A 25,286-nucleotide genomic window follows, 5' to 3' on the forward strand; every position below is an offset into this window, starting at 1 on the left:
GGGGTTTGGGGTGAGGAATTTTAAGGCGCGGAAGCATTGACGCCTGGGAGAAACTAATAGCGGGCATCCCGGTCGTATGCCCGCTACAAGTTGCCCCTATGTATGGCCAAAATTGGCACGTTGGCGCCTCCGCTTGTTTCGATCCATTTACAAGGTTAATGGATTATCGCGCTTGCGTCAATAGGATGAACGTCTTCAATCCTGGATGATCTCTTTCACTCCATACAGCTCTGACAAGCCTGCTGCGGAGCCGTTTGGAGGAAATAAGCCCGCCTCTGGTATAATCAAAAGGCTAACGGACTTATCTGATCAGGAGTTTGGTCAACCTATGAGAGACCCATTGGATTTTCAATCCATTATCATGAAGTTACAACAGTTTTGGGCCGAGCAAGGGTGCTTGATCTGGCAGCCCTATTACACCCAGGTGGGTGCCGGGACGATGAACCCGGCTACCTTCTTGCGTGTTTTGGGGCCGGAACCCTGGAATGTGGCTTACGTGGAGCCCTCGATTCGCCCGGACGATGGTCGCTACGGCGAAAATCCTAATCGTCTGCAACAGCACTATCAATTTCAGGTCATTCTCAAGCCCGATCCAGGTAACCCGCAGGAGATTTACCTGCGCTCGCTGGAAGCCCTGGGCATTGACCCGCGCGAGCACGACATTCGCTTTGTTGAAGATAACTGGGAATCGCCCGCACTGGGGGCCTGGGGGCTAGGCTGGGAGGTCTGGCTGGATGGATTGGAGATCACCCAATTCACCTATTTCCAGCAGGCAGGCGGGATGGTGCTGGAACCGGTCTCCGTGGAGATAACCTACGGGCTGGAACGCATTGCCATGGCCCTGCAGCGTGTCAGCAACTTTCGGGATATCCGTTGGAACGCCGAACGCACCTATGGGGATGTCAACCTGCAGGGGGAACGCGAGCACAGCACGTACTATTTTGAGGTCGCCGATGTAGAGCGACTGCGCCAGATGTTTGCCCTCTTTGAGGCTGAGGCCGAGGCGGCGCTGGCGCGCGGATTGGTCTTGCCGGCACACGATTATGTTTTGAAGTGCTCACACACCTTCAATGTGTTGGACACGCGTGGCGCAGTGGGAGTAACTGAGCGTCAGGTGCTTTTCGCACGCATGCGGGATATGGCACGGCGCGTGGCCGAAGCCTATGTGGCTCAGCGCCAGGCGCTGGGCTTCCCCTGGCTCAAACCCACAGCCCAGGTGAGCGAGGCCCCAGCCGTGAGGGAAGCGCCCCGTTCCATCCCAGAGCAGGAGACTCTGCTGATCGAAATCGGCACTGAAGAACTTCCTCCCGCAGACCTGGAGGCCGCCCTGGCGCAGTTACGTCAGCGAGTGCCGGCGTTGCTGGATGAATTGCATCTGCCCCATGGAGATGTTCAGGTCTGGGGGACACCCCGGCGCCTGGTGGTATGGGTGGAAGATTTAGCGGGGCGGCAGCCCGACCGAGAATTGATCATCAAGGGCCCGCCGGCTAACCGCGCTTTTGATGCCGAAGGACGCCCGACTGCGGCGGCGGAGGGCTTTGCCCGGAGCAAGGGGGTGCCGGTGGAAGCGCTCACGGTTGCCGAAATGGACGGAGGCCGTTACGTGGTGGCTCACGTGCGTGAGACCGGACGCCCGGCGGTGGAAGTGCTGGCCGAGGTCCTGCCGGGAGTGATTGCCGACCTGCGCTTCGAACGTTCGATGCGCTGGAACAGTAGCGGGGTGGCTTTCTCGCGCCCAATCCGCTGGCTGGTAGCACTGCATGGTGAGACTGTTATTCCCTTCACCTATGCCGGGCTGACCTCCGGGCGGGTGACGCGGGGGCTGCGTTTTGCCGAGCCGGCCACCTTTGCACTCTCTCACCCGCGCGATTACCGCATATTCCTGGAACGGCAGGGCGTGGTTGTAGAGCCGGAGATTCGGCGGGCCCGAATTGCCGAGCAGGCGCGTACCCTGATCGCTGACGTGGGGGGGGACCCGGAACACCTGGATGAGGCGGTGCTCAATGAGGTCACACACCTGGTTGAAGCCCCGACCGCCCTGCGCGGCAGGTTTGAAGACGAGTATCTGCGCTTGCCGGAAGAAGTGCTGGTCTCGGTAATGAAGAAGCACCAGCGCTACTTCCCGGTTTACACCCGCGAGGGGCAGCTCCTACCCTACTTCATTGCCGTGCGCAACGGTGGGAAAGAAGGGCTGGACGTGGTAACGGACGGGAACGAACAGGTGATTCGGGCGCGTTTCGCAGATGCGGCCTACTTTATCCGTGAGGATCTGAAGCACCCGTTGGAGTACTATTTGCCCCGCTTGAGCACCCTCACTTTTCAGGCCAAATTGGGTTCAATGCTGGATAAAACCCATCGCATTGAAGTGCTGGTGGAGCGTTTGATTCCCATGGTGGGGCTGGAGGCAGAAGATGCCGCCGCAGTGCGTCGGGCGGCTCATTTGTGCAAAGCGGATTTAGTAACCCACATGGTGGTGGAAATGACCTCTTTACAGGGGGTGATGGGACGCTATTATGCCCTGCAAAGCGGTGAGCCCCGGGCTGTAGCGGAAGCCATTTTCGAGGCCTATCTGCCTCGTTTTGCAGGCGATCGCTATCCTGAGACCCCGGCTGGTCTGGTGCTGGGTCTGGCGGACCGCCTGGACACACTGATGGGACTGTTTGCAGTGGGGTTAGCCCCGACCGGCACCAAAGATCCTTTTGCTTTGCGCCGGGCGGCGCTGGGGCTGGTGCAGAATTTGATTCATTGGAATCTGGATTTCGACCTGCGCCAGGGTCTGGAGGCCGCCGCGCAAGGTCTGCCGGTGCCGGTAAGCCCCGAAGCCAAAATGGAGTGTTTGGAGTTCATTGTGGGGCGCTTGCAGAACGAACTGCTGGAGCAGGGTTATCGTTATGATGTGGTGGCCGCGGTGCTGGCTGCTCAGGGGCATAACCCGGCGGCGACGGCGCGTGGTGTGCGGGAACTGAGTGCGTGGGTGAGCCGGTCGGATTGGAATACCATTCTGCCTGCCTACGCCCGCTGTGTGCGGATCACCCGCGACCAGACCGAGCGTTTCGCAATTGATCCCGCGCGTCTGGTTGAGCCGGCAGAGAAGCACTTGCTCTCAGCGCTCCTTCAGGCGGAGGTCACTCCCCGCCGGCCCGGGAGCGTGGAGGATTTCTTCCAGGTCTTCCTGCCCATGATCCCGGTGATCAACCGCTTCTTTGACGAGGTCCTGGTCATGGCGGAGGATGCTGGTTTACGCGCCAATCGCCTTGGCCTGCTTCAGCGTATTGTGGCCCTGGCAGATGGAGTGGCCGATTTCTCGAAACTGGAAGGGTTCTAAATCCTCTGGTTTCGGATTAGATAAAGGTTCAACCACTGTTCGTCGGATCATTTTCCCAGCACGCCGGGAGAGATAGTGGTGGAAAACCGGGGATCTTGGAGTGGTCACCATTCCTAGATCCCCAATCATTTTGGGCCGGGTTGCTGAGAGCAGTGTCGAGATAGTGAAAACGCAACTGCCGGTCGGATGACCGGCAGCGTCTTATCGGGATTTGACCTGACAGCGTCAGGGTAGGATGTTGCTCTGTGCCCAATCGTTACCCAACGCAACGGCAAGATCCACCGCGGCGTTAGGGTCGTAGCGATTGTAAATGCGCGGGTTTTGCAGTTGCATGACGGTAATGAGGTAATTCAGCGTATAGGGTTTGGGGCTGTAAAGGAAAATGGTGGTTTGGCTGTAAAGGTTGTCGGCATTGGTCTCTTGAACCACGTTAAAGCCCTTGCCGCGCAGAAATTCGGCCGTGCGTCCGGCCAGTCCCGCCACGCTGGTACCGTTTTGCACGACAATGCGTGCATTTTCTGCTTCCATCAGGGCTTTGGGGTCTTCTGCCACCGCAGCCGGCCCAACTGCGCCGTTGGTGGAGAAAACTTCGTCTCGGATCAGACGGATCTGATCCGGGATGGGGATGAGGATGTCCAAACCGTCCGGGGAGGTGGCCATTTCAACGGCATTCGGGCCGATTACCCCGCGCTTAATGTTCTCCGCCGGAATCTGCACGGCCAGCCAGGCCAGTTGAATGGCTTCTTGCAGAGTCATGTTGGTACGAATGCCTGCCGACAACTCGTTATATAGCACGGGGGCTTTTGCAATCAATTTGGGGATTTGATCATACTGCAAGATGCGGTCACGGATGGCCAGAATGACCTCTTGCTGCCGCCGGGCACGGTCAAAGTCACCGCCTTCGGTGTAGCGGTTACGCGCGTAGGCCAGTGCCAGATCTCCTCCCACAGCATAGACACCTGGTTCCAGATGCACCTTGGGGCGGTTACCGGTGGGGTAGAGGGTAATCGGCTCTTGGACGCGAATTTTGATGCCCCCGATTTCGTCAATAAATCTCTCGAAGGCGTAGAAGTCAATCTGGGCGTAGTAGTTGATCGGGACTCCTAGGAATTGGCGTACCGTTTCGACTGCCAGCCCTGGCCCGCCGCCGGGCAGTTTATATGTCTCCCCTAGGAAGTAGGCGGTGTTAATTTTCCCGTAGTCAAAGCCGGGGATGTTGACCCACATATCGCGGGGGATCGAAAGAATCCCCGCCGTGCGGGTCAGTGGATCCAGAGTCAGGAGCATCATGGTGTCCGTCCGTGGCGTCTCCCCGGCTTCCCAATCGCGGTAGTCCAGGCCCATGACCAGGACGGTCACACGGCTTTTGCCATCCCAGGGTTCGGGCGCGGGCCCATTTTCCTGAAGAGGCTGGTTGAGGGGGACATTGGTGGCGGAAAGTCCGGCTGGGTTTGTCGTATTGGGCCCTACCGGAACGCCGCCCAGGCTGGTCATGCTCCACGAGCGGAAGAAGTTGCGTGCCAGCGAAAAAGCGGCCCATCCAGTCACCAAGGCCAGGAGAATGAATACGATCAAAACAACCAGTGTCAGGCGATCTAAATGGAGACGCCGGGGAATCATGCGGGTGCGCAGTTGCGACATAAAGCTTTCAACCCTTTGGAATCAGAAATTTCATGCTCAAGGGTAAGGTGCAAGATGGATGCCATTTCAAGCAGGGGGTGGGGGTGGCACCGGTAGGTCGTCTACCGGGGTCTCCATCCATTTGCTGCCTTCATCAATCAGCATCACCGGGATGTCTTCCACAATCGGGTACTTGCGTCCGCAGTCACGGCAGACCAGCCAGGTCTCGCGAACCAGGTCTAGAAGTCCCTCGCGTTCGCGCACACAGGCCGGGCAGCGTAAGATTTCTAACAAGTCCTGGCTTACCATATGGCCTCCTTACCAGTTTCTTGGCCTCTATTGTACCACCAAGGGGAAGAGGGTGTAAAATTCGCTGCGGATGCCTGCATGCGGGTGTTGGTTTGTCCGGAGATTCTAATTTGCGCGACCCATCGGAGAGATCAACGATGCAATCTTTATGGCGTGCTTTCAAGACCCCTTATCCCCGCCAGTTCTGGTTGATGTTTGTGGGGATGTTCATCAGCACGGTGGGGGCCAGCATGATCTGGCCTTTCCTGATGATTTACATCAGTGAACGCTTGCAGTTGCCGCTGACCTCAGCCGCAGGCCTGATCACCTTGAACGCCGCGGTAGGCCTGGGGGCTTCGTTCCTGGCAGGCCCAATTGTGGATTACCTGGGGCGAAAGTGGGTAATGGTGATCAGCCTGATGGTCAACGGAATGGGGTTTGTGTTGATGCGCCAGGCTCACACGTATTCCGCCTTTGCCGGATTGATGGCGCTGCAGGGGTTCTTTAACCCGCTCTACCGCATTGGCGCAGATGCCATGATGGCGGATCTGATCCCCGCTGAGCAGCGGGCAGAAGCCTATTCGATGCTGCGGTTGAGCAACAACCTAGGGGTGGCAATCGGCCCGGCGGTAGGTGGGTTCATCGCTAGCATCTCCTATGAGATTGCCTTTCTGTGTGCCGCAACGGGCATGAGCCTATATGGATTGCTGATCGCCCTGCGCGCTCGTGAAACGCTACCGCGCCGTAGGAGAATGGAATCGGGCGGCAAGTCCTCCCATCCACGCGAGCGTTTTGGGGGGTACGGGCGGGTCCTGCGTGATCGTCCGTTCCTGGCCTTCACGTTGACCTTCACGTTGACTCAGGTTTGTGCGGCCATTTTATGGGTGTTGCTTTCGGTTTATACCAAGCAGAATTTCGGTTTACCAGAAAGCCGTTATGGCTGGATTCCGACCACCAACGCGCTCATGGTGGTGCTCTTTCAGATTCCGGTCACGCTGGTGACCAAGCGCTTCCCGCCCCTGCTGGTGCTGGCAGTGGGCTCGCTGTTTTATGCCTCGGCGGTGACCAGCGTGGCCTGGGGACGCGATTTTTGGGCTTTCTGGCTGAGCATGGTGGTCATGACCATCGGGGAGTTGATTTTGATCCCCACCTCCACCACTTATGTGGCCGGGCGGGCACCAGAGGATATGCGAGGGCGTTACATGAGCATTTATGGGTTGACCTGGGGAGTGGCCTCTGGGATTGGCCCGGTGCTGGGCGGGTTGTTAAACGATCATCTGGGGCCGCGTTTTATCTGGTACGGAGGTGGTGCGGTTGGATTGGTCAGCGTGGTGCTCTTCCTGGTATTGAGCCGGGTGCAACCATCTGCTGTGCCAGGGGGTGGTGTGCCCGAGGCAGCATCTGCGGCGCAACCAGAGGTAGTGCTTGAGCGCGAGGTTCGGTAGGCGGGGCTAATTTGGCCGGCAGGTAGTGAGCGAGGCCATGGGGGATGTTTCACCGGGTTGCGCAGCGGGGAGCGGCGCGTTCCGATGTGCCGGAGGCAGTGGGTAAATCAGCCGGGCAGCACGCTCATAGCGGAAGTACTCCCAGGCCCAGTTAATCAGCACGACCAGCCGGTTGCGAAAGCCCACCAGCTGCATCAAGTGGACAAAAAGCCAGATCAGCCAGGCTACCCAACCCTTGAGGTGTAAGCCAAAAAGCGCGGCCACTGCCTGGTTGCGGCCAATGGTGGCCATGCTCCCCCAATCGCGATAGCGAAACACCTGAAGAGGTTGTCCTTGCAAGGCACGCAGGATGTTGCGGGCCGCATGCTCGCCTTGTTGCATGGCCACCGGTGCTACCATGGGCAGGGGGTGACCGTTTTCATCTTCGAGGTACGCGGCGTCGCCGATGACGAAAACCCGGGGGTAACCCGGTAGTTGCAGGGTCGGCAGGACGCGCACACGTTTCTGAGTTCCCAGGGCGGCCGGCAAATTTTGAACCAGGTCAGCAGCCTGGACACCCGCGGCCCAGATCAGGGTCTGAGTGGGCAAGGTGCGCCCATCGGCCAGGTTCACACACTGCCCGTCGTAATCCCGAACCTGGGCCTTTAACCAGACTTCCACGCCTTTCTGACGCAAGGCTTCCTGAGCGGCTTGGCCCAAATTGGGTGGCAGGTGGCTCAGCAGGCGGTCGGTGGCCTCCAGTAAAATCACACGGGCTCGGCTCAGGTTGAGGTTGGGGTAATCTTTACGCAAGACCAGGCGAATCAGTTCGGCCAGGGCGCCCGCGCATTCTACACCGGTCGGGCCACCCCCCACAACCACAAAGGTCAGCATGGCGCGCTGCACGTCGGGATCAGTTTGCTGGGTGGCCAGTTCAAAGCGGCTTAATACGTGATTTCGGATAGCGAGGGCTTCATCAATGTCTTTGAGCCCGAAGGCATGTTGAGCAATGGAGGAAAGACCAAAAGTGTTGGTGACACTACCGACAGCAAGGATCAGATAGTCATAGGGAATTGGGCCGGCGGTGGTGAACAGATAGCGGCCTTCCAGGTCAATCCGCTGCACGTCTGCCTGCACAAAGGTCAAGTTTTTCTGCTGCCGCAGGATGCCGCGCACCGGGTAGGCGATTTCCTCCGGGGCCAAACCAGCGCTGGCTACCTGGTAGAGGAGGGGTTGAAAGAGATGGTAGTTGCGCCGGTCAATGAGCGTCACGCGCACGGGGGCGTTTGCCAGTGCGCGTGCTGCGCGCAATCCGCCGAATCCGGCTCCCACAATTGCAACATGAGGTTGGGTCACACTCGAAGGTTTCATCAGGTCGTCTCCCTGGATACGTACCAAGCCGGAATTGTGATAAATGTAACTAATACTATTATAGTCTAATTTATCACATAATACAACGGGCTGTGTAAACCCACACCTGCCCCATCATGAAAGTGCTTGAAGAAGTCCTCCTTGTCGCCCAGAGCGAAGGCTGGAGCGTGGTTTTGTGGTTGCCCTGCAACTCTCTTCTGGTCTAATCGGGGTTGATGGCTTCCAGACGCGCAATGGAGGCGATGACCCGCTTAAAGCCGACGCTTTCAAAGAACACGTCTACGGTTTCCTCGCCGTCTTCCTGAATGCGGCTGTCTACCACCATGCCCTCGCCCCAGGCGGGATGGCGCACACGCTGACCGGGGCGGTAACGGGGTTGCAGGATGGCAGCATGGGCGGGGGAGGGCGGTACGCGCGAAGATGGCGAGCGTTCTGCTGCCCAGGTCGTGGCAGATGAGCGGGTGCGCCGATACCCCTGGCGCTGAAGCAAACGCTCGTCAATATCCGCAAGGAAACGCGAGGGCTCTTGTTCAACCGCAACGCCGTAGGCACTGCGGCGCAAGGCCCGCACCAGGTAAACCCGGTCTTTGGCCCGTGTTAGGCCCACATAGAAGAGGCGGCGTTCTTCTGCCATCTCCTCCGGATCGTCTCGTGATCGGCTGTGGGGCAGGAGCCCCTCGTCCAGCCCAATGATGAAAACTTGAGGAAATTCCAACCCTTTGGCGGCATGCAGGGTGAGCAGGGTAGGGGCATTTTGATCCTGGGGCAGTGTATCCTGGTCGGAAACCAGTGCCAGGTCTTCTAGGAAGGCGCTCAATCCGCGCTCGCGATATTCAAAAGCCAAACGGCGCAATTCTTGTACGTTTTCCCAACGATCCTGACCCTCTTCACTGCCGTCGTTGATGTAGGCTTCGTAGCCCACATCGGCCAGGATGCGGTCAAATAATTCAATCAGGCTCAGGGTATCACGTGCTCGTTGCCAGTTGGCAAGTAGTCCCCCGAAATCGGCCAGGAGCATGGCGCTGCGCCCCGGAAAACGCGCCCAATAAGGAGAATCATGCCCTTTTTCACCCAGTTCAAGCAGAAGGTGGCCTGGGGATTGGTGGGTCTCGCGGGCCAGCAGTTGTAAAGCAACCAGAGACTTCTCGCCGATCCCGCGCGGCGGGACGTTGATCACGCGCAGCAGGCTGATTTCGTCATCCGGATTTTGGGCCAGACGCAGGAAGGCAATTACGTCCTTGACCTCACGCCGGCCGTAAAAGCGCTGGGCTCCGACCAGGTGATAGGGAATGCCTGCACGTAAGAAGGCCTCTTCCAGTAGGCGAGATTGAGCATTGGTGCGATACATTACTGCAAAATCGCTGCCGCGAGCCTTACCGCTTTCTATCCACTGGCGGATGGTATCCACGACGAAGGTGGCCTCTGCAAATTCGTCCACGGCCTCATAAAGGACAATCGGCTCACCCCGCCCGCGATCAGAGAAGAGGCGCTTGGGCGTGCGCTGGTGGTTGCGGTTGATGACCCCCTGGGCCGCATCCAGTACGGTTTGGGTGGAGCGGTAGTTTTGCTGCAAAAGGATCTTCTGAACATCCGGAAATTCCGATTCAAAACGCAGCACGTTGCGGTAATCCGCCCCGCGCCACCGGTAAATGGATTGATCCTCATCGCCTACCACGAAGACGTTCTGGTGTACGGAGGTCAATAATTTGAGCAGTTCGTATTGCACCAGATTGGTATCTTGAAACTCATCCACCAGCACGTGTTCGAAACGCCCCGCGTAGCGCTCCAAAACCGGTGGGTTTTCGCGAAACAGACGCACGGTTTCAATCAGCAGGTCATCAAAGTCAACGGCGTTGTTATTGCGCAGGAAGGTCTGGTACTGCTGGTAAACGCGCTTGACAACCTCATCGCGGTAAGTGCGGGGAGTGAACTCCTCGGGGGTGATGAGGTTATTTTTCGCCATGGAGATGGTGGCGTGAATACCGGCTGGGCGGTAAAGCTTTTCATCAAGGTTTAGTGCTTTAAGGGCCTGGCGTACCAGAGCAATCTGGTCATCTGCATCCATGATCACGAAGTTTTGATCGAAGGGTAGATAGGCTGCTTCGCGCCGTAAAATGCGAGCACAGACGGCATGAAAGGTACCCAACCAGATGGACTGGCTTTGTTCACCCAGGAGGGTCTCGAGGCGATGTTGCATCTCGCGGGCGGCTTTGTTGGTAAATGTGACGGCCAGGATGTGGTGAGGGCGTACTCCCATGGCCTTGACCAGATAAGCGATGCGCTGGGTGAGAACGCGCGTTTTGCCCGACCCCGGTCCGGCCAGCACCAAAATGGGCCCTTCCCCGGCGGTCACCGCGCGGTATTGTTCGGGATTGAGGTGTTTCAGAAAGTCCAGCGGTTGATTTTCGAACATCCTGCCGTCCATTGAATAAAATCCGTGCCCAAAGAAAAGCAAGGCGCTTAGCATTATAATTCATCTCAACGTCGAAACCGGTAACATGGGAGGCGAGGATTGCGAGCGCGACGGGCTTTGCTGTATGTGCCAGCCGATGACTGGCGGAAACTCCAGAAGGCAACTACGCTGGGGGTAGATTGTGTGTGTCTGGACCTGGAAGATGGGGTGGCGCAGAATCGCAAAGAAGAGGCGCGGCGTAACATGGTGCAGGCTCTCCAAACACTGGATTTTGGGAAAGCGGAGCGCCTGGTGCGCATCAACGGGGTGGAGAGCGGTCTGGCCGAGGACGACTTAGAGGCGGCGCTCTCCGGCAGCCCGGATGGCATTGTGGTGCCCAAGGTGCGCTCCGCAGAGGACTTGCGCTGGGTAGCGGCTCACCTGGAAGTTGCCGAACCGCGTCTGGCCCGGCCGGCGGGTAGCCTGATTATGATGGTCATTATCGAGCGGGCGCAGGCGTTTCTCAACCTGGCCGAGATTTGCCAGGCCACGCCACGCTTAGAGGCTTTGATCTTCGGTGCAGAGGACTTGGCAGCCGAGTTAGGTGTCAAGCGCACCCGCGAGGGCTGGGAGCTCTTTCATGCGCGCAGCACGCTGGTGCTTCATGCGGCGGCTTTTGGCCTACAGGCCATTGATTGGGTCACAGTGGATTTCCAGGACGTGGAATGGGTGCGCCAGGAAGCGGAGCGTGGCGCGACTTTAGGATTTTCGGGAAAGCAAATCATCCATCCCAACCAGGTGGCCCCGGTGCAGGCGGCTTTCACGCCTTCACCCGAAGAGATTGCCTGGGCTCGTGAACTGATGGCGGCTTTTGCGAGTTATCAGGCGCAGGGTAGAGGGGCATTTGCCTGGCAGGGGCAGATGGTAGATCGCCCGGTGATCCGGCGTGCCGAGGGCATTTTGGCGCGGGCGCGTGCGGCGGGGGTGCTGGCAGAAGCCGATTAGGGAATGCCAATGAGGATGAGAGTGATATTGTCGTGCCCTCCGCGCTGATTTGCCAAGTCCACCAGGATTTTGGCGGCCTGTTCCATGGGGTGTAAGTTGAGCAGGTGGGCCATTTCCTCGTCATTCACCAGGTCGCTCAATCCATCGCTGCACAAAAGCACGAAATCTCCAGGGTTCAAATGTAGCCCCTGATTGGCGCGAGCCTGTAGATCACTTTCCTGGGCTGAAAGGCGCAGGCGCAGGTCCACTTCGGGGGGAGTGGCCGAGCCGAGGAACTGCCGGATCATGTGCGCCTGAGGGTGGTGGAGGGCTTCCTCCCGGGTGATCCAGCCGTTATCCAGGGCTTCCTGGACCCAGGTGTGGTCCACGCTCAAGCGTTGAGGTTGCCCGCGGCGAATCAGGTACACCCGCGAATCGCCCACATTGGCAATGTAGAGCCGCCCTTTTTGGATCCAGGCACAGGCGCAGGTTGCTCCCATGCCGGTTTGATCGGGGTTGCGCTGCGCCTGCTCGTAGATGACCTGACTGGCATGGCGAAGGGCTTCAAAAAGGAGGGAGGGCGGAGAGAGGCTGTCCCCATGTTCAAGCACAAACGCCTCCACCATTGTCACTGCCAGTTCAGCAGCAACCTCGCCTGCCTGGTGCCCACCCATTCCATCGGCCAGAATCGCCAGAAGCACGGGGGCCTCGGGGGCGCGGGGGTCGGCCAGGGCGCAGACGCGGAAGCGATCTTCGTTGTTGCGGCGCTGGCGCCCGCAGTCGGAAAGGGCGATGACGGGGAGGTGAGGTTGGGGCAAGCGGATCATGCGGCATCCTCATAGGGTAGCAATAGGGGATGAGGGGGAGGTGATGGGTGAGGGAACTCAAATCGGAGAGCCACGCTTCCCAGGTGGAGAATATCGCCGTGGCTCAACCAGGTCCCTTCAGGTGGGAGGGGGGCTGCGTTCAACCAGGTACCCGCGATGGACCCCGCATCTACCAGTTTAAACCCCTCCGGGCCAGGTATAATGCGCGCGTGCACGCTTTCCACGCTGGGGTGAGGAAGGTGCAGGGTGGCTCGGCGGGGATCGCTGCCCAGGGTAACCTCGGCCTGGGAGAGGGCAAAAAAGCGCCTTTCATCCTCGGGGTCAGCGCTTGCATCCTGAATGAAATCGAACGGCACTTCGTCACTACGCAGCCAAACCAGCCAGGCGGGAGCCCCTTGAGGAGGGGCAGCGGTGGGAAATGGGCCGGGGATGGGGCGTCCGGAAGGGAGCGTTTCTTTTACTTTTCTGGGGGCAAGGCGGGCGTAAAGCGGTTGGGTCAGGCGCCGATAGGCACGCCAGCGCCAGAGGATCAGCCCCAATGTGGCTGCACTCATCAGCACGGCCCATAGGGGCAGAACCTGTGGGGTGGTGAGACGCGCCCAGGCCTGCTCCGGCAGACTGCGCGGTGGCTCGGGGACGATAACCTCCAGAGGCCATTCCCGGCTTTGGCCTTTCAATCCCAGGCTATCCTCTACTTCCACGCGGATCCGAAAGCGTTCGCTGGTAGTGATGTCTTCAAGGGACCACTCCAATGTCTCAAACGGTGCACTCAGACGTTCGGCGACCAGGGAGTCATTAACGAAAAGGCGGGCAGCGCGCAGAGGACGGGGGTGCTGGTCGGGAAATTCGGTGATGAAGGCAAAGGCGTAGGTGCTTGGGGAAAGGCGCCGCGCGAGTTGATCTGTGGAATCATGCCAGGTGCGAGCAATCTCAGCCGGGGGAGCCAGAAGAATAGGGTTGGGAGGAAGTATGGTGAGGTCAACAGTGAGCGGTTCAGAGTCCAGGGGCACCCCATTCTGGATCACCCTTACCACCAGTTCGTGGCTTCCGCTGGTAGTGAGGGCGGAGGTGTAGGTGGCGCGGTAGCCATAGCGCAGGGGCTGAAGCAGGGGCTCAGGATCGGGTAGCGCTTCGGGCCCGCTGAAGAGGAGAAACTGCCCCCCACTCTGAGTAGCCAGGTCATTCAGAGCGGCGTAGTTCTGGGGCAGGCGGGTTGGGGCCCGGGCATTAGCCACCAGCCAGACATGCACGGGCACCCCTTGGTTTTGGGCACGTTGACGGAGATCGGCCAGGGCAGGGAGCGCCGAACCCGGCAGTGGTGCGGTGAGAAAGAAGATGATCGGGCGTTGGGGATTCGTGGGGTCTATGCTGCTGGCCAGGTCAAGCGCGCGGGTCAGCCCGTTAAGCGAGGCCGTCTCCCGTTGCAGGTCGGGGCGTGCGGTCTCCAGCCAATCGGCCCAGCGCGCTGGGTCGTTGTTACGCACCAGTTGGAGGCCGCTGTTGGTGATGAGGCTAAGACGGTCCGGGGTCGGGGAAGGTTGAGCCTGCGCCCAGGCCAGCCAGTGCTGGCGTAGATACTGGAAGCGGGAGCGCTGAGCATATCCCACGCTCCACTCCGGTCCGTAATTGAGAACCAGGATGATATGGGCGCCGGGATTGAGAAGAGTCACTCCCAGCGGGGAGCGCGGCTGATCGTCTTCTAAAATTTGGAGGGCCTCGCTTTGCAGATTGGTGAGAAATTGTCCCTCGGCGTTGTAGACCTCAAAATAAAGGCTCAGGGTGGGAAAGTGGGTGCTCTCCACCCGGCGGAGAAGCACCCTTTCTGCTGCCTGGGCATGGGTCACTGCATCCACCCCCTGGAGGAGCAGGCCAGCATAAATCAGGCTTATCAGGGTCGCAATCTTACGCCCAGGCAGGCGAGGGGGTATCATCAATCATCACAGGGCGGAGCACAGGTTGGGAAGTCATTCCCATTCAATCGTTGCAGGTGGTTTACTAGTAATATCATACACAACACGGTTAATTCCGTCCACTTCGTTGACGATGCGGTTTGCGATCCGTTCCAGCAGATCATCGGGCAAACGTGCCCAGTGAGCGGTCATGAAATCCTGAGTGGTCACTGCTCGCAGAGCGACGACGTCCTGGTAAGTGCGTTGATCCCCCATGACGCCCACGGATTGCACCGGCAGTAGCACCGCAAAAGCCTGGGCCACGGCAGACTCGCCTTCACTTCCGGGGCGCTGTTGCAGGAGGCCGGCGTGTTCCAGTTCGCTGGTGAAGATTGCGTCGGCGGCGCGCAGGCGGGCCAGGCGCTCGGCCGTAACCTCACCCAGACAGCGCACAGCCAGCCCCGGTCCGGGGAAAGGCTGGCGCCACACCAACGCCGGGGGTAGCCCTAACGCTTCGCCTACCAGGCGCACTTCATCCTTGAAGAGGTAGCGCAGGGGCTCAACCAATTCGAAACTCAGGTCAGCTGGCAGCCCACCCACGTTGTGGTGGGTTTTGATGCGCTGGGCACGTGAGCGGTCGGGGGCGCTGGATTCAACCACATCCGGGTAAATGGTTCCCTGCACCAGGAAGCGAATCGTGCCCAGACGACGTGCCTCTTGTTCGAAGACACGGATGAAGGTTTCCCCAATAATGCGTCGCTTCTGTTCAGGGTCGGTCACTCCTTTTAGCGCGTTAAGGAAGGTTTCTGCAGCATCCACAACGATCAGGTTGGCGCCCAGAGTTTTTCGGAAGGTGGTTTCCACCTGTTCCCGTTCGCCCTGGCGGAGCAGACCAGTATCCACGAAGACGGCCACCAACTGGTCGCCGATGGCACGCTGCACCAGAGCAGCCGCTACGCTGGAATCCACGCCGCCACTCACGGCGGCCAGGGCGCGTTCTGAACCCACCTGAGCACGGATGCGCTCCACGGCCTGGGTGATGATGGAGGTCGGGGTCCAATCCGGTGTGGCACCACATATATCCACCACGAAGCGGCGCAAGATGTCCTTTCCCCCTGGGGTGTGATGCACTTCGGGATGGAACTGAACGCCGTAGTAGTGACGGGTCAGGTCGCCCATGGCGGCGATGGGGCTATTGGGACTGCGAGCCAGCACCTCAAACCCTGGGGGCAGGGCTTCAATGCGATCTCCATGGGACATCCAGACGCGTTGCCGGCCCATGGGAAGCAGGGGATTGGGCAACTGGGTTTCGATCTCCGCTGGTCCGTACTCGCGCTCAGGTGCCGGAGCAACCTTTCCACCCAGGGCGTGAGCCAGGGCTTGCATGCCATAGCAAATGCCCAAGATGGGGCGTCCCGACCCCAAAACGTAGTCGGGGATTTGAGGAGCGCCCGGTGCGTAGACTGAGGCGGGTCCCCCGGAGAGAATGAATCCTTGGGGACGGAGTGCCATTACCTGCTCGGCGGGGGCGTCCCAGGGGAAAAGTTCGCAGTACACCTGAAGTTCGCGTACCCGCCGGGCGATTAACTGGCTGTATTGGGAGCCAAAATCGAGAATAGCAATACCTGTGTTCATGGTGCCAGGATAATTTGTCCATTTTCCATGGAAGTGATGACGGCCAGTGACTCAATAGGCACCCCCAAATGTTCCAGGGCTTTGCGCCCTCCCTCAAACGTCTTTTCGATTAATGTGCCAATCCCCACCACGGTTGCCCCTGCGGCTTCGGTCAGGCGCACCAATCCCAGGATGGTTTGACCGGTTGCGAGGAAGTCATCAATGATAAGCACGCGCTCGCCGGGTTTTAGGTATTCGGGTGAGACGATTAATTCCACCATCTGGCCCTTGGTGTGAGAGGGGGCAATGGTGAGGTAAACCTGGTTGGGCATGGTGATGGGCTTGCTCTTGCGTGCGTAGACCACCGGGATCCCCAGGTGCATGGCCGTTGTCAGGGCTGGCGCGATTCCAGAGATCTCAGCGGTGAGGACGCGGGTAGGGTTGACATGGGCAAACCGACGGGCCAGTTCTGCCCCGCAGGCGTCCATGAGCAATGGGTCCACTTGGTGGTTGATGAAATTGTCGACTTTTAAGATACCTCCCCCCAGATTTTTACCTTCTCTGAGGATACGCTCTTTCAGGGCTTGCATGCCGTTCCCTCCTGAAGTGGTGATTGTGTGGACATTTTAAGACGAAACGGCGGGCTTGGGTAGAGGAACGGGAGAAGACCATTCTGATGTGACATTCGTCACATATTTTGTCTGACATATTGACTCGCGGCGCAATTTCCTTATAATGAAATTATCCCCGGTAGATTCTCCCTTGAATAGAATGCAACAATCTGGAGCATAACGTGCTGAGGTATTTCATTCGCAGAGCGCTGGCTCTGGTACCGGTATTTTTCTTGATGACCGTGATCGTCTTCTTGTTGATTCGCATGGTGCCCGGCGATCCGGTGGATGTCATGTACGGGGCAGAGGGACTGGATCCAGCACGGCGGGCGGTGCTGGAGCGCAGCCTGGGCCTGGACCAACCGCTTGTAGTGCAGTATGTCAAATGGTTGGGGCGCGCCCTGACCGGTGACCTGGGGCGCTCCTACCGGGCGCAAATGCCGGTCTTGGATTTGATTTTGCAACGGCTGCCAGCGACGCTCTACCTCTCGCTGGCGGCTTTGTTATTTTCGGTCGTGCTCGCCATTCCCTTGGGAATTATCTCGGCGGTTAAGCGCAATTCTTGGGCCGACCTAGGAGCCATTGGCTTTGCCATTCTGGGCATCTCGTTACCGCAATTCTGGTCAGGCATCATGCTGGTCCTGCTCTTTGCAATCGTGCTCGGTTGGTTGCCTTCCATTGGCTATGTACCTCCGCAGGAGAATTTTGGCCGATTTCTCCGGCATATTATCCTGCCGGCCGTGACCCTTGGCTGGTCGCTGGCGGGCACCACGACGCGCCTGACCCGTTCCAGCCTTCTGGAGGAGTTGGGCAAGGACTACGTACGCACGGCCCGCGGAATGGGCTTGCCTGAGCGTAAGGTTTTGTGGGAGCATGCCCTGCGCAATGCCCTGATCCCGACGGTGACCATGATTGGCTTGCAACTGGCGTTCTTAATTGGAGGCGCGGTGATTGTGGAAACCGTCTTTGCCTGGCCAGGGATCGGTCTGCTGATCGTGGATAGCATCTTTGCGCGCGATTACCCGGTGGTCCAGGGGGTGATTATGGCAGTGGCGGTGATGGTGGTGTTGGTGAATCTCCTGGTGGATTTCATCTACACGCTCTTGGACCCGCGCATTCGCTTGGAGTAAAGAGCCCGGGTGGACTCTTCTCAAAACCTGAACCAGAGGAGAAGGAGGTTGACAATGAAAACCAAATACCTGAAGTGGCTCACTTTACTGATTGCACTGGTGCTGGTGGTGAGCGCCTGCCAGCCGGCGGCTACACCCGCACCCACGCTTGCTCCGACGACGCCCCCTGAGCAGCCGCCAGCAGCAACTGAGCCCCAGCCCGCGGCTACCACCGAAGCGCCTCCGGCGGGGCCAAAGTACGGTGGGGTGATCACCTTTGCGATGAAAGAAGATGTTACTACCTTGGACCCGCTCAAAGCCATTCAATACGGGGATATTCGCTTGAATGGGCTGGTGGTGCAACAACTGGTGGCGCCAGATCGCAGCGGCAAATTTGTTGGCGTGCTGGCAGAGAGCTGGGAAACCTCACCGGATGGTAAGGAGTGGATCTTCCACCTGCGCCCAGGGGTGAAGTTCCACAACGGTGCGGAGTTGACCGCCGATGATGTCAAGTGGATCTTCGACCGCATCCTGGATGAAAAATCGGGCGCGGTCATGCGCAACACTTACCTTAACATTGGCCTCCAGGTTGAGGTGGTAGACCCACGCACGGTGAAGATGACCATTGAAAAAGGAGCGGGGCCGTTCCTGTCTTACTTGGCACTGCTCAATCGCTCCGGGATCATTCACCGCGATAGTTACGATGCGGAAGGAAACGTGACCAAACTCATCGGTACAGGGCCCTTCATGCTGGATTCTTACAAACCGGGGGAATCCTACACCCTCAAGCGCTTCGATCAGTACTGGAAAGAGGGTGAGCCCTATCTGGATGGGGTGGTGCTGAAGGTCATTACCGATCCCGTGGTGCGGCTGAATGCGCTGCGCACGGGTGAGGTGGATATGACTGAGGAACTGCCTCTTGCCGATGTCAAGCGCCTGCTAGATAACCCCGATCCCAACTTTACCGTGGTGGTGTACTACTTCAACTCGGGGGCCCGCCTGGTCATGAATCACACACGCCCGCCGTTCAATGATCTCAATGCCCGCATGGCGGTGCAATATGCCTTTGACCGCGAAGCCTACAACGAGGCGGTGTATTTTGGGCTTGGCCAGGTGCACAATCAGCCCTTCGTGCCGGAAGATATGTGGTACCTGGATGTGCCCATGATTAAGCCCGATCTGCAAAAGGCCAAGGAGTACTTCCAGAAGGCGGGCCTCAGGGAAGGTACCGAGATCACTATGTTGCTGATGCCCAACCAGAAGGATGCCGCCGAAATCATTGATGCCATGCTCTCTCAGGTGGGTTTCAAGGTCAAGTTTGACATTGTGGATGCGGCAGCCTGGAACTCACGGGGTCGGGCGCTGGATTACGACCTGCTCATGGGGACCATGACCGGCATCTTCGATCCTGACCGGCCGTATGGCTACCTGACTCCCAAGAGCAGTGGTAACTGGCTGGTAGGGGGATACAGCAATCCCAAGATGGATGAATTGCTGGAGCAAGGAATTGCCGAGGTGGATGTCGCAAAACGCAAAGAGATCTACAAGCAGGTCTTGCAACTGGTGCAGGACGATGCGGCAACCATGTACGTGTTGGGCCTGCCCTGGGTGGAGGGTTGGCGCAATTTCGTCAAGGGATACCGCCCGGGCAATGCTCCCATGTTGATGATGATGGATGCCTCCGAAGGATTGAACACAACCTGGTTAGATAAATAAAGAGGTGTTGAGGTGGGGCGCCTTGCCCTGCCTGGACGGGCGCCTCACCTCCTTTTATTGACCTATGGCAACGACACAAGCCCGTGTGATTGCTTCCATGGAACCCGCACTACGGCAGCGACGCCTGAGTGAACGGGTCTTCTTCCGATTACTGCGGCACCGCCTGGCACTGGTGGGAATGATCCTGACAGCGCTGGTAGTGTTCACCGCCATCTTTGCGGATGTGATTGCTCCCTATGATCCGCTGGAGATACGGCTCAAGGATCGCCTGCAGCCACCCAGTCCGCAACATTTAATGGGTACAGACCACCTGGGGCGAGATGTTTTCTCGCGGGTCGTGTACGGCTCGCGCATTTCATTGCAGGTAGGCGTGGTATCTGTGGCGCTGGGCACCATTGTGGGGCTCTTTGTGGGGATGGCAGCCGGGTATCTGGGTAAGTCGGTGGATACCGTGCTGATGAGCGTCATGGATGCTATTTATGCCTTTCCGGCCATCCTACTGGCGCTGGCGCTGGTCGCAGCCTTCGGTCAGGGGCTGGTGACCGTCATGACCGCCATTGCCATCGTACGTATTCCCATTTTTGCACGTACCGTGCGTTCTTCGATCATGGCCGAGAAAGAAAAGGAATATGTCGAGGCAGCGCGCTGCATTGGCCAGCGGGAGTGGCTCATTCTTTTCCGACATATTTTGCCCAACATCATGGCCCCCATTATTGTGGTGACCACCACATACTTTGCCGCGGCCATTGTGGTGGAGGCTTCATTGAGTTTCTTGGGGCTGGGGGTGCCGCCCCCTCAGGCCAGTTGGGGGGTCATGCTTTACGATGGACGGAAGTATATGGAGCAGGCCCCTTATGTGGTGGTTTACCCCGGTTTGGCAATCTCGCTGGCAGTCCTGGGCTTTAACCTCCTGGGGGATGGCCTGCGGGATGTGCTGGACCCGCGGCTACGGAATGTGACATGAGCGCTGTGCTCCCTTTTGAGGTGGCCACCAGCGAGGCGCTGCGGTTGGTGGTGGATTTAGTGCGCATTCCGGCTCCCTCAAGCGGAGAGCAGGCGGCGGCAGATTTTACCCAGGTCCAGATGGAATGTCTGGGCTTTGAGGGGGTGCACCGAGATATCTGCGGTAATGTGATTGGGTACTGGCAGGGGGCGAGGCCGGGCCCCACCTTGCTGCTTGAAGCCCATTTGGACGTTGTGCCGCCAGGGGATGAGTCGGCCTGGCATTATCCCCCTTATGGGGGCGTGGTAAGTGCGGGGCGGGTGTGGGGACGGGGTGCCGCTGATACGCATGCCTCACTGGCCGCGATGCTGGCGGCAGTGGCTTCTCTCCCCCGCTCCGATCTGTGCGGACGGGTGGTGGTGGCGGCTACTGTGATGGAAGAATCGCTGACCGCGGGTGCGGTTGAAGGATTACTCGCAGTTGAGCGTCCGGATGTATTTGTCACGGGCGAACCCACTGCCCTGCGCCTGGGGGTGGCCCAAAAGGGGCGGGCGACTCTGGAGATCCGAACTGTTGGGCGGGCGGCGCACACCTCGCATCCGGAGCAGGGGATCAACGCGATTAGGCGCATGATGCACACTCTGACGCGCATTGAGAACCTGCCGCGGCGATGGGAAGAGGTTCTGGGTGGTGAGGTGTTTGAAGTGACCGAGATCGTCTCGCATCCCTATCCGAATATCAATGTAGTACCACCGGGATGTCAAGCGCGCCTGGTGGCTCGCTTATTGCCAGATGAGACCCCCCAGTCCTTGCGGGTTCGTCTGACCCAGGCCATGGCGGGTCTGGATGGGGTGGAAATCACCCTGGCCAGGCTATGTCAGACCTGCTACACCGGGCACGTGCTGGAGCGCGAAGATTTTCTGGTGGGCTGGAGGATGCCCGCTGAGCACATCTGGCGGGTTCGCATGCTGGATGCTCTGCGCTCCCGGGGCCTACCAGCAGAGACGCTGGCGGCGGGCTTTGGCACAAATGCGTCTGCGGCAGCAGCGATTGGAATCCCCTGCTTTATTTATGGACCGGGAGACCTGGCACAAGCCCATACGGTGGACGAGTGGGTGGCCATTGAGCAGGTAGAACAGGCCGTGGCGGGGTATCGGGCGTTGGTTCAGGCTTGTTTGGGGTCCCCTTGCGGGTTTTAATAAAGAAACAGTACTTATGAATTTGCTTGAGCAGGGCGAATCGGCACCTCTGGGGGACCTATCAGGTGTGATAAAATCATAAGCAACATGAGTGTTCCCCTTATTTTGCTGGCATCGAATTCACCCCGACGGCGGGTCTTGCTTTCATGGACGGGCTGGGCGTTTGAAGTCCGTCCGGTCAACCTGGATGAAACTCAGGCGCTTGATGAATCACCGCGTGATTATGTGATGCGCCTAGCCCAGGAAAAAGCCCTGGCGGCGGCCGAGTTTGAAACGGAAGCGACCGTTATCCTGGCGGCAGATACGGTGGTCGCCCTGGAGGACGAAGTACTGGGGAAGCCAGAATCGCCGGAACAGGCCGCGGAATTTTTACGCCGGTTGCGCGGGCGGGTGCACGAGGTTTATACGGCCATTGCTCTCGTTGATCGTCGTAGTGGCGAATTGCTCACCGACATATGCCGCTCCCTTGTGCCCATGCGGACCTATAGCGAGGCGGAAATTGACGCCTACGTGGCCAGCGGCGATCCAATGGACAAGGCTGGTGCCTATGCCATTCAGAGTCCTGATTTTCATCCGGTGACGGATTTTGAGGGCTGTTATGCCAGTGTGATGGGACTCCCATTGTGCCATCTGGTGCGCACGATGGCAATCCTGGGTTTTGAACCGCCTGCGGATGTGCCTGAAGAGTGCCAGAGGCACTTGAATTATGCCTGCCCGGTGTATCGGGCCATCCTGGAAGGTGAAGATGAGGGCTAACCCGATGCACAGAGCCTTGTGAGGGGTAGGGTGCAATGACGAAACCACGTGCATGGATCTTGCTTATACTCATCGCGATATGGCTCTTAGGGGCTTGCCGGCCTGACCTGGGGGCACCGGCGAGCACGCCCACTCTGCCGAACCTGGGTGACCCGGTGGTTAATATCACCTCGGTACCGGACGTGCGGGCAGCGGCGGAAGCCTTTTTGGCGGCGTGGAAGGCTGAGGATTATGCTGGCATGTACGCGCTGCTCACCCGCCTTAGTCAGGATGCCATGAGCGAGGAGGCATTTGCTCAGCGCTACCGCGATGTGGCCGCGACCATGAGTCTGAGCGGGTTGGATTACGCCATCCTTTCCACCTTAACCAACCCCACAAATGCGCAGGTGGCCTATCAGGTCACCTTCCACACGGTCTTGTTGGGAGATCTGAGCCGCGAGATGGTGATGAATCTGGTGCTTCAGGACGGGGCCTGGAGAGTGCAGTGGGAAGATGGCATGATCCTGCCCGAACTGCGAGGGGGCAACCGTCTGATGATGGATATCACCATCCCGGCGCGGGGTAATATTTACGATAGCCGGGGGAACGCGCTGGCCGCTCAAACAGATGCTGTGGCCTTGGGGATCATCCCCGGTCAGATTGACCCCGAACAAGAGGGCACTCTGCTGACCGAACTGGCTAGCCTGACCGGCTTAAATCCAGATTATATTCGCTCGCTCTATCAGTATGCCGCACCCGATTGGTACATTCCGGTGGGGGATGTTTCCGCCCAGGCGGTGCAGCGACGCTACAGCGTGCTTTCCAACCTTAGCGGGCTGGTGATGCGCACTTACAATACGCGTTACTACTTTGATAGCGCGGCCCCGCATGTGACGGGATACGTTCAGCCTATTCCGGCTGAGGCGTTGGAGGAGTACAAACGGAAGGGCTATCGAGGCGATGAGCGGGTGGGTATGGCCGGCCTGGAACAATGGGGAGAAGCCTACCTGGCGGGTCAGCGCGGCGCGGCGCTGTATGTGGTGGATGCACAGGGGAATATCCTGACCCGGTTGGGGCAGCGGGATGCACAACCTGCCTATTCGATTTACACCACGCTGGATAAGGATTTTCAGGTGCAGGTGCAGAAAGCCATTGAAGGCTTTCGAGGCGCCATCGTGGTGTTAGAGCGGGATACCGGGCGCATTCTCGCTCTGGCCTCATCACCGAGTTTTGACCCCAATTTGTTTGATCCGAATAACTACAACAGTGGCTGGTTGTTGAATCAGGTCTTTGATGCGAACACCACGCCTCTGCTCAATCGAGCCACTCAGAGCGCCTATCCCTTGGGCTCGGTTTTCAAGATCATTACCATGGCAGCGGCGCTGGAAAGCGGTCTCTTTACCGCGGACTCTATCTACGAATGTGGCCATACCTTCACCGAGATCCCGGGGTTGACCCTTTATGATTGGACCTATGAGAAGGAGAAACCCCCCAGCGGTACGCTGACCCTGCCGGAAGGCCTGATGCGCTCTTGCAATCCCTGGTTCTATCATATTGGCCTGGAACTCTACCGCCAGAATCGCCCCCAGGACGTCAGCAATATGGCGCGGGCCTTTGGTTTGGGACGTCCTACTGGCATTGAACAACTCCCCGAAGTGGCGGGGAACATCCCCGACCCGACCGGCGAGAATGACGCAGTCCAATTAGCCATTGGGCAGGGAGCCATGCTGGTCACTCCTTTGCAGGTGGCAGATTTCATTGCGGCGGTTGGGAACGGAGGTACGCTCTACCGCCCGCAGGTGGTGGAAAAAATCACCAACCCGGATGGGGAATCGGTGTATGCTTTTAAACCCGAAGTGCGCGGGCAATTGCCCGTTTCCCCTGAGAATCTCAAAATTATCCAGGATGCGATGCGCAGCGTGGTCAGTAACCCCCGCGGCACAGCCCACTACGCAATGATCGGTTTGCAGATCCCGATTTACGGCAAAACAGGCACTGCGACGAACCCGGCGGGCAAACCGCATGCTTGGTTTGCCGGTTACACGGATGCCAAGCGCAGTGATAAACCGGACATTGCCGTGGTGGTTCTGGTCGAAAATGGGGGCGAGGGTTCTGAAGTAGCGGCACCGATTTTCCGCCGGGTGATCGAGGATTATTTCTACGGGCGTCCTTTGCGTCTCTACCCGTGGGAAGCCTCCCTTTACGTAACGCGTACCCCCACACCGCTCTACACGCAGACGCCTACGCCCACGCCGGTACCAACTGAAACCCCGCTTCCTCCGGAGGAAACCCCGACGCCATGAGTTCCTTCTCCGCCACAACGGATTCCTCTTGGGGGCAAGTTGTGCGTGCCCAATCGGGTTTTTATACCGTGCGCATGCGCGGTGGGCAGAGTGTTGTTTGCCGTTTGCGCGGCCGTTTGAAGAAGATGCATCGTCAGGGGGATGTGGTGGCTGTGGGGGATTGGGTGCGAGTGACCCTGCTCTCGGACGGCAGTGGTGTGATTGAGGCGGTTGCACCGCGTCAGCGTGCCCTGGAACGCCGCGCCCCTACGGCACGGGGCACCTACCAGCAGGTGTTGCTGGCTAATCCGGATCAACTGGTCCTGGTTTTCGCCTGTGCCCAACCCGAGCCGCGATTGCGCATGCTGGATCGTTTCCTGGTCATTGCCGAGAAACAACAAATCCCTGCGCTGATCGTGGCAAATAAAGTAGATCTGGTGGGGCTGGAGCGTGCACAGGAAATTTTTTCCATCTATCCCCCTCTGGGCTATCCGGTGTTGTATACCTCGGCGAAAACCGGCTACAGGGTGGCAGAATTGAAAGCCCATCTCCTGGGTAAACTCTCGGCCCTAGCTGGGCCTTCCGGGGTGGGCAAAAGCAGTTTGCTCAACGCCATCCAGCCGGAATTGGGTTTGGCAGTGGGCAGTGTGCGTGAGAAGGGTGGTAAAGGTCGCCACACCACAGTGGTGCGTCAATTGTTTCCCTTAGAGGGGGGCGGTTATGTGGCAGATATGCCGGGATTGCGCACGCTAGCCCTGTGGGATACGCAACCCGAGGAATTGGATGGCTATTTTCCGGAGATCCGCGATTTGGTGTCCCAATGCCAATTCAACGACTGTACCCACACGACCGAACCGGGCTGTGCGGTGCGTGAGGCGGTGGCGCAAGGTAAGATCCACCCCCACCGTTATGAATCTTATTTGCGCCTGCGCCAAGGCGAAGAAGACGACGAGTAAT

The 25,286-nt window shown here is 58.6% G+C and carries 18 protein-coding genes; 10 read left to right on the top strand and 8 right to left on the bottom strand.

Annotated elements, in window-relative coordinates:
- The first annotated feature begins 328 nt into the window (after positions 1 to 328).
- Positions 329 to 3,325: a glycine--tRNA ligase subunit beta gene (glyS, locus tag SE15_RS09840; RefSeq protein ID WP_054521947.1), complete on the top strand. Its 2,997-nt coding sequence runs from the start codon at positions 329 to 331 to the stop codon at positions 3,323 to 3,325.
- A gap of 225 nt (positions 3,326 to 3,550) precedes the next feature.
- Here the strand turns inward: glyS and SE15_RS09845 are convergent, their stop codons facing one another.
- Both SE15_RS09845 and SE15_RS09850 read right to left on the bottom strand, forming a co-directional pair.
- Positions 3,551 to 4,966, bottom strand: coding sequence for an LCP family protein (locus SE15_RS09845; RefSeq protein WP_054521948.1), 1,416 nt, complete (start codon positions 4,964 to 4,966; stop codon positions 3,551 to 3,553).
- A 66-nt stretch (positions 4,967 to 5,032) separates the two neighbouring features.
- Positions 5,033 to 5,254 (bottom strand): Trm112 family protein, encoded by a 222-nt coding sequence (locus SE15_RS09850; RefSeq protein ID WP_054521949.1) that lies wholly within the window; start codon positions 5,252 to 5,254, stop codon positions 5,033 to 5,035.
- Between the two features lie 137 nt (positions 5,255 to 5,391).
- Between SE15_RS09850 and SE15_RS09855 the strand changes: the two genes are divergently transcribed.
- Complete coding sequence (locus SE15_RS09855) at positions 5,392 to 6,678, top strand: MDR family MFS transporter (RefSeq protein ID WP_054521950.1); 1,287 nt, start codon at positions 5,392 to 5,394, stop codon at positions 6,676 to 6,678.
- 6 nt (positions 6,679 to 6,684) lie between these two features.
- Here SE15_RS09855 and SE15_RS09860 read toward each other — a convergent pair whose 3' ends face one another.
- Together SE15_RS09860 and SE15_RS09865 are read right to left on the bottom strand one after the other, a co-directional pair.
- On the bottom strand, positions 6,685 to 8,028 hold the full coding sequence (locus SE15_RS09860) for an NAD(P)/FAD-dependent oxidoreductase (RefSeq protein WP_083461865.1): 1,344 nt from the start codon (positions 8,026 to 8,028) through the stop codon (positions 6,685 to 6,687).
- 202 nt (positions 8,029 to 8,230) lie between these two features.
- Positions 8,231 to 10,441 (bottom strand): ATP-dependent helicase, encoded by a 2,211-nt coding sequence (locus SE15_RS09865; RefSeq protein ID WP_054522475.1) that lies wholly within the window; start codon positions 10,439 to 10,441, stop codon positions 8,231 to 8,233.
- Positions 10,442 to 10,540: 99 nt separating this feature from the next.
- On the opposite strand from SE15_RS09865, the gene SE15_RS09870 reads away from it, so the two are divergent.
- Positions 10,541 to 11,425: an HpcH/HpaI aldolase/citrate lyase family protein gene (locus SE15_RS09870; RefSeq protein ID WP_054521951.1), complete on the top strand. Its 885-nt coding sequence runs from the start codon at positions 10,541 to 10,543 to the stop codon at positions 11,423 to 11,425.
- On the opposite strand, the gene SE15_RS09875 is transcribed toward SE15_RS09870, so the two are convergent.
- The 4 genes from SE15_RS09875 to xpt are packed head-to-tail and all read right to left on the bottom strand — an operon-like array spanning position 11,422 to position 16,324.
- Complete coding sequence (locus SE15_RS09875) at positions 11,422 to 12,231, bottom strand: protein phosphatase 2C domain-containing protein (protein ID WP_054521952.1); 810 nt, start codon at positions 12,229 to 12,231, stop codon at positions 11,422 to 11,424. The two genes, SE15_RS09870 and SE15_RS09875, sit on opposite strands and share 4 nt — an antisense overlap.
- On the bottom strand, positions 12,228 to 14,162 hold the full coding sequence (locus tag SE15_RS09880; protein WP_054521953.1) for an FHA domain-containing protein: 1,935 nt from the start codon (positions 14,160 to 14,162) through the stop codon (positions 12,228 to 12,230). The genes SE15_RS09875 and SE15_RS09880 overlap by 4 nt, the downstream gene beginning before the upstream one ends.
- A gap of 33 nt (positions 14,163 to 14,195) precedes the next feature.
- Entirely contained in the window at positions 14,196 to 15,755 is a 1,560-nt protein-coding gene (gene guaA / locus SE15_RS09885) for a glutamine-hydrolyzing GMP synthase (protein WP_054521954.1), read from the bottom strand.
- Positions 15,752 to 16,324, bottom strand: a complete 573-nt coding sequence (gene xpt, locus SE15_RS09890) for a xanthine phosphoribosyltransferase (RefSeq protein WP_054521955.1) — start codon at positions 16,322 to 16,324, stop codon at positions 15,752 to 15,754. The genes guaA and xpt overlap by 4 nt, the downstream gene beginning before the upstream one ends.
- A gap of 203 nt (positions 16,325 to 16,527) precedes the next feature.
- Here xpt and nikB point away from each other — a divergent pair, with 203 nt between their 5' ends.
- The 7 genes from nikB to rsgA all read left to right on the top strand — a co-directional run bounded on the left by nikB (position 16,528) and on the right by rsgA (position 25,285).
- Positions 16,528 to 17,475 (top strand): nickel ABC transporter permease, encoded by a 948-nt coding sequence (nikB, locus tag SE15_RS09895; protein WP_054521956.1) that lies wholly within the window; start codon positions 16,528 to 16,530, stop codon positions 17,473 to 17,475.
- A 54-nt stretch (positions 17,476 to 17,529) separates the two neighbouring features.
- Entirely contained in the window at positions 17,530 to 19,170 is a 1,641-nt protein-coding gene (locus SE15_RS09900; protein ID WP_054521957.1) for an ABC transporter substrate-binding protein, read from the top strand.
- A gap of 64 nt (positions 19,171 to 19,234) precedes the next feature.
- The gene (locus SE15_RS09905) at positions 19,235 to 20,134 is read left to right on the top strand and encodes an ABC transporter permease (protein WP_201778087.1); all 900 of its coding nucleotides are present in this window, start codon (positions 19,235 to 19,237) and stop codon (positions 20,132 to 20,134) included.
- On the top strand, positions 20,131 to 21,312 hold the full coding sequence (locus SE15_RS09910; protein ID WP_054521959.1) for a M20/M25/M40 family metallo-hydrolase: 1,182 nt from the start codon (positions 20,131 to 20,133) through the stop codon (positions 21,310 to 21,312). Before SE15_RS09905 ends, SE15_RS09910 begins: the two co-directional genes overlap by 4 nt.
- A gap of 87 nt (positions 21,313 to 21,399) precedes the next feature.
- Positions 21,400 to 22,068 (top strand): Maf family protein, encoded by a 669-nt coding sequence (locus SE15_RS09915; RefSeq protein WP_054521960.1) that lies wholly within the window; start codon positions 21,400 to 21,402, stop codon positions 22,066 to 22,068.
- 35 nt (positions 22,069 to 22,103) lie between these two features.
- Complete coding sequence (locus SE15_RS09920) at positions 22,104 to 24,350, top strand: penicillin-binding transpeptidase domain-containing protein (RefSeq protein WP_054521961.1); 2,247 nt, start codon at positions 22,104 to 22,106, stop codon at positions 24,348 to 24,350.
- Positions 24,347 to 25,285, top strand: coding sequence for a ribosome small subunit-dependent GTPase A (rsgA, locus tag SE15_RS09925; protein WP_054521962.1), 939 nt, complete (start codon positions 24,347 to 24,349; stop codon positions 25,283 to 25,285). Before SE15_RS09920 ends, rsgA begins: the two co-directional genes overlap by 4 nt.
- Position 25,286: the final 1 nt, after the last annotated feature.

The organism is Thermanaerothrix daxensis (assembly GCF_001306145.1).
In the GTDB taxonomy this organism is placed as follows: Bacteria; Chloroflexota; Anaerolineae; order Anaerolineales; family Anaerolineaceae; genus Thermanaerothrix; species Thermanaerothrix daxensis.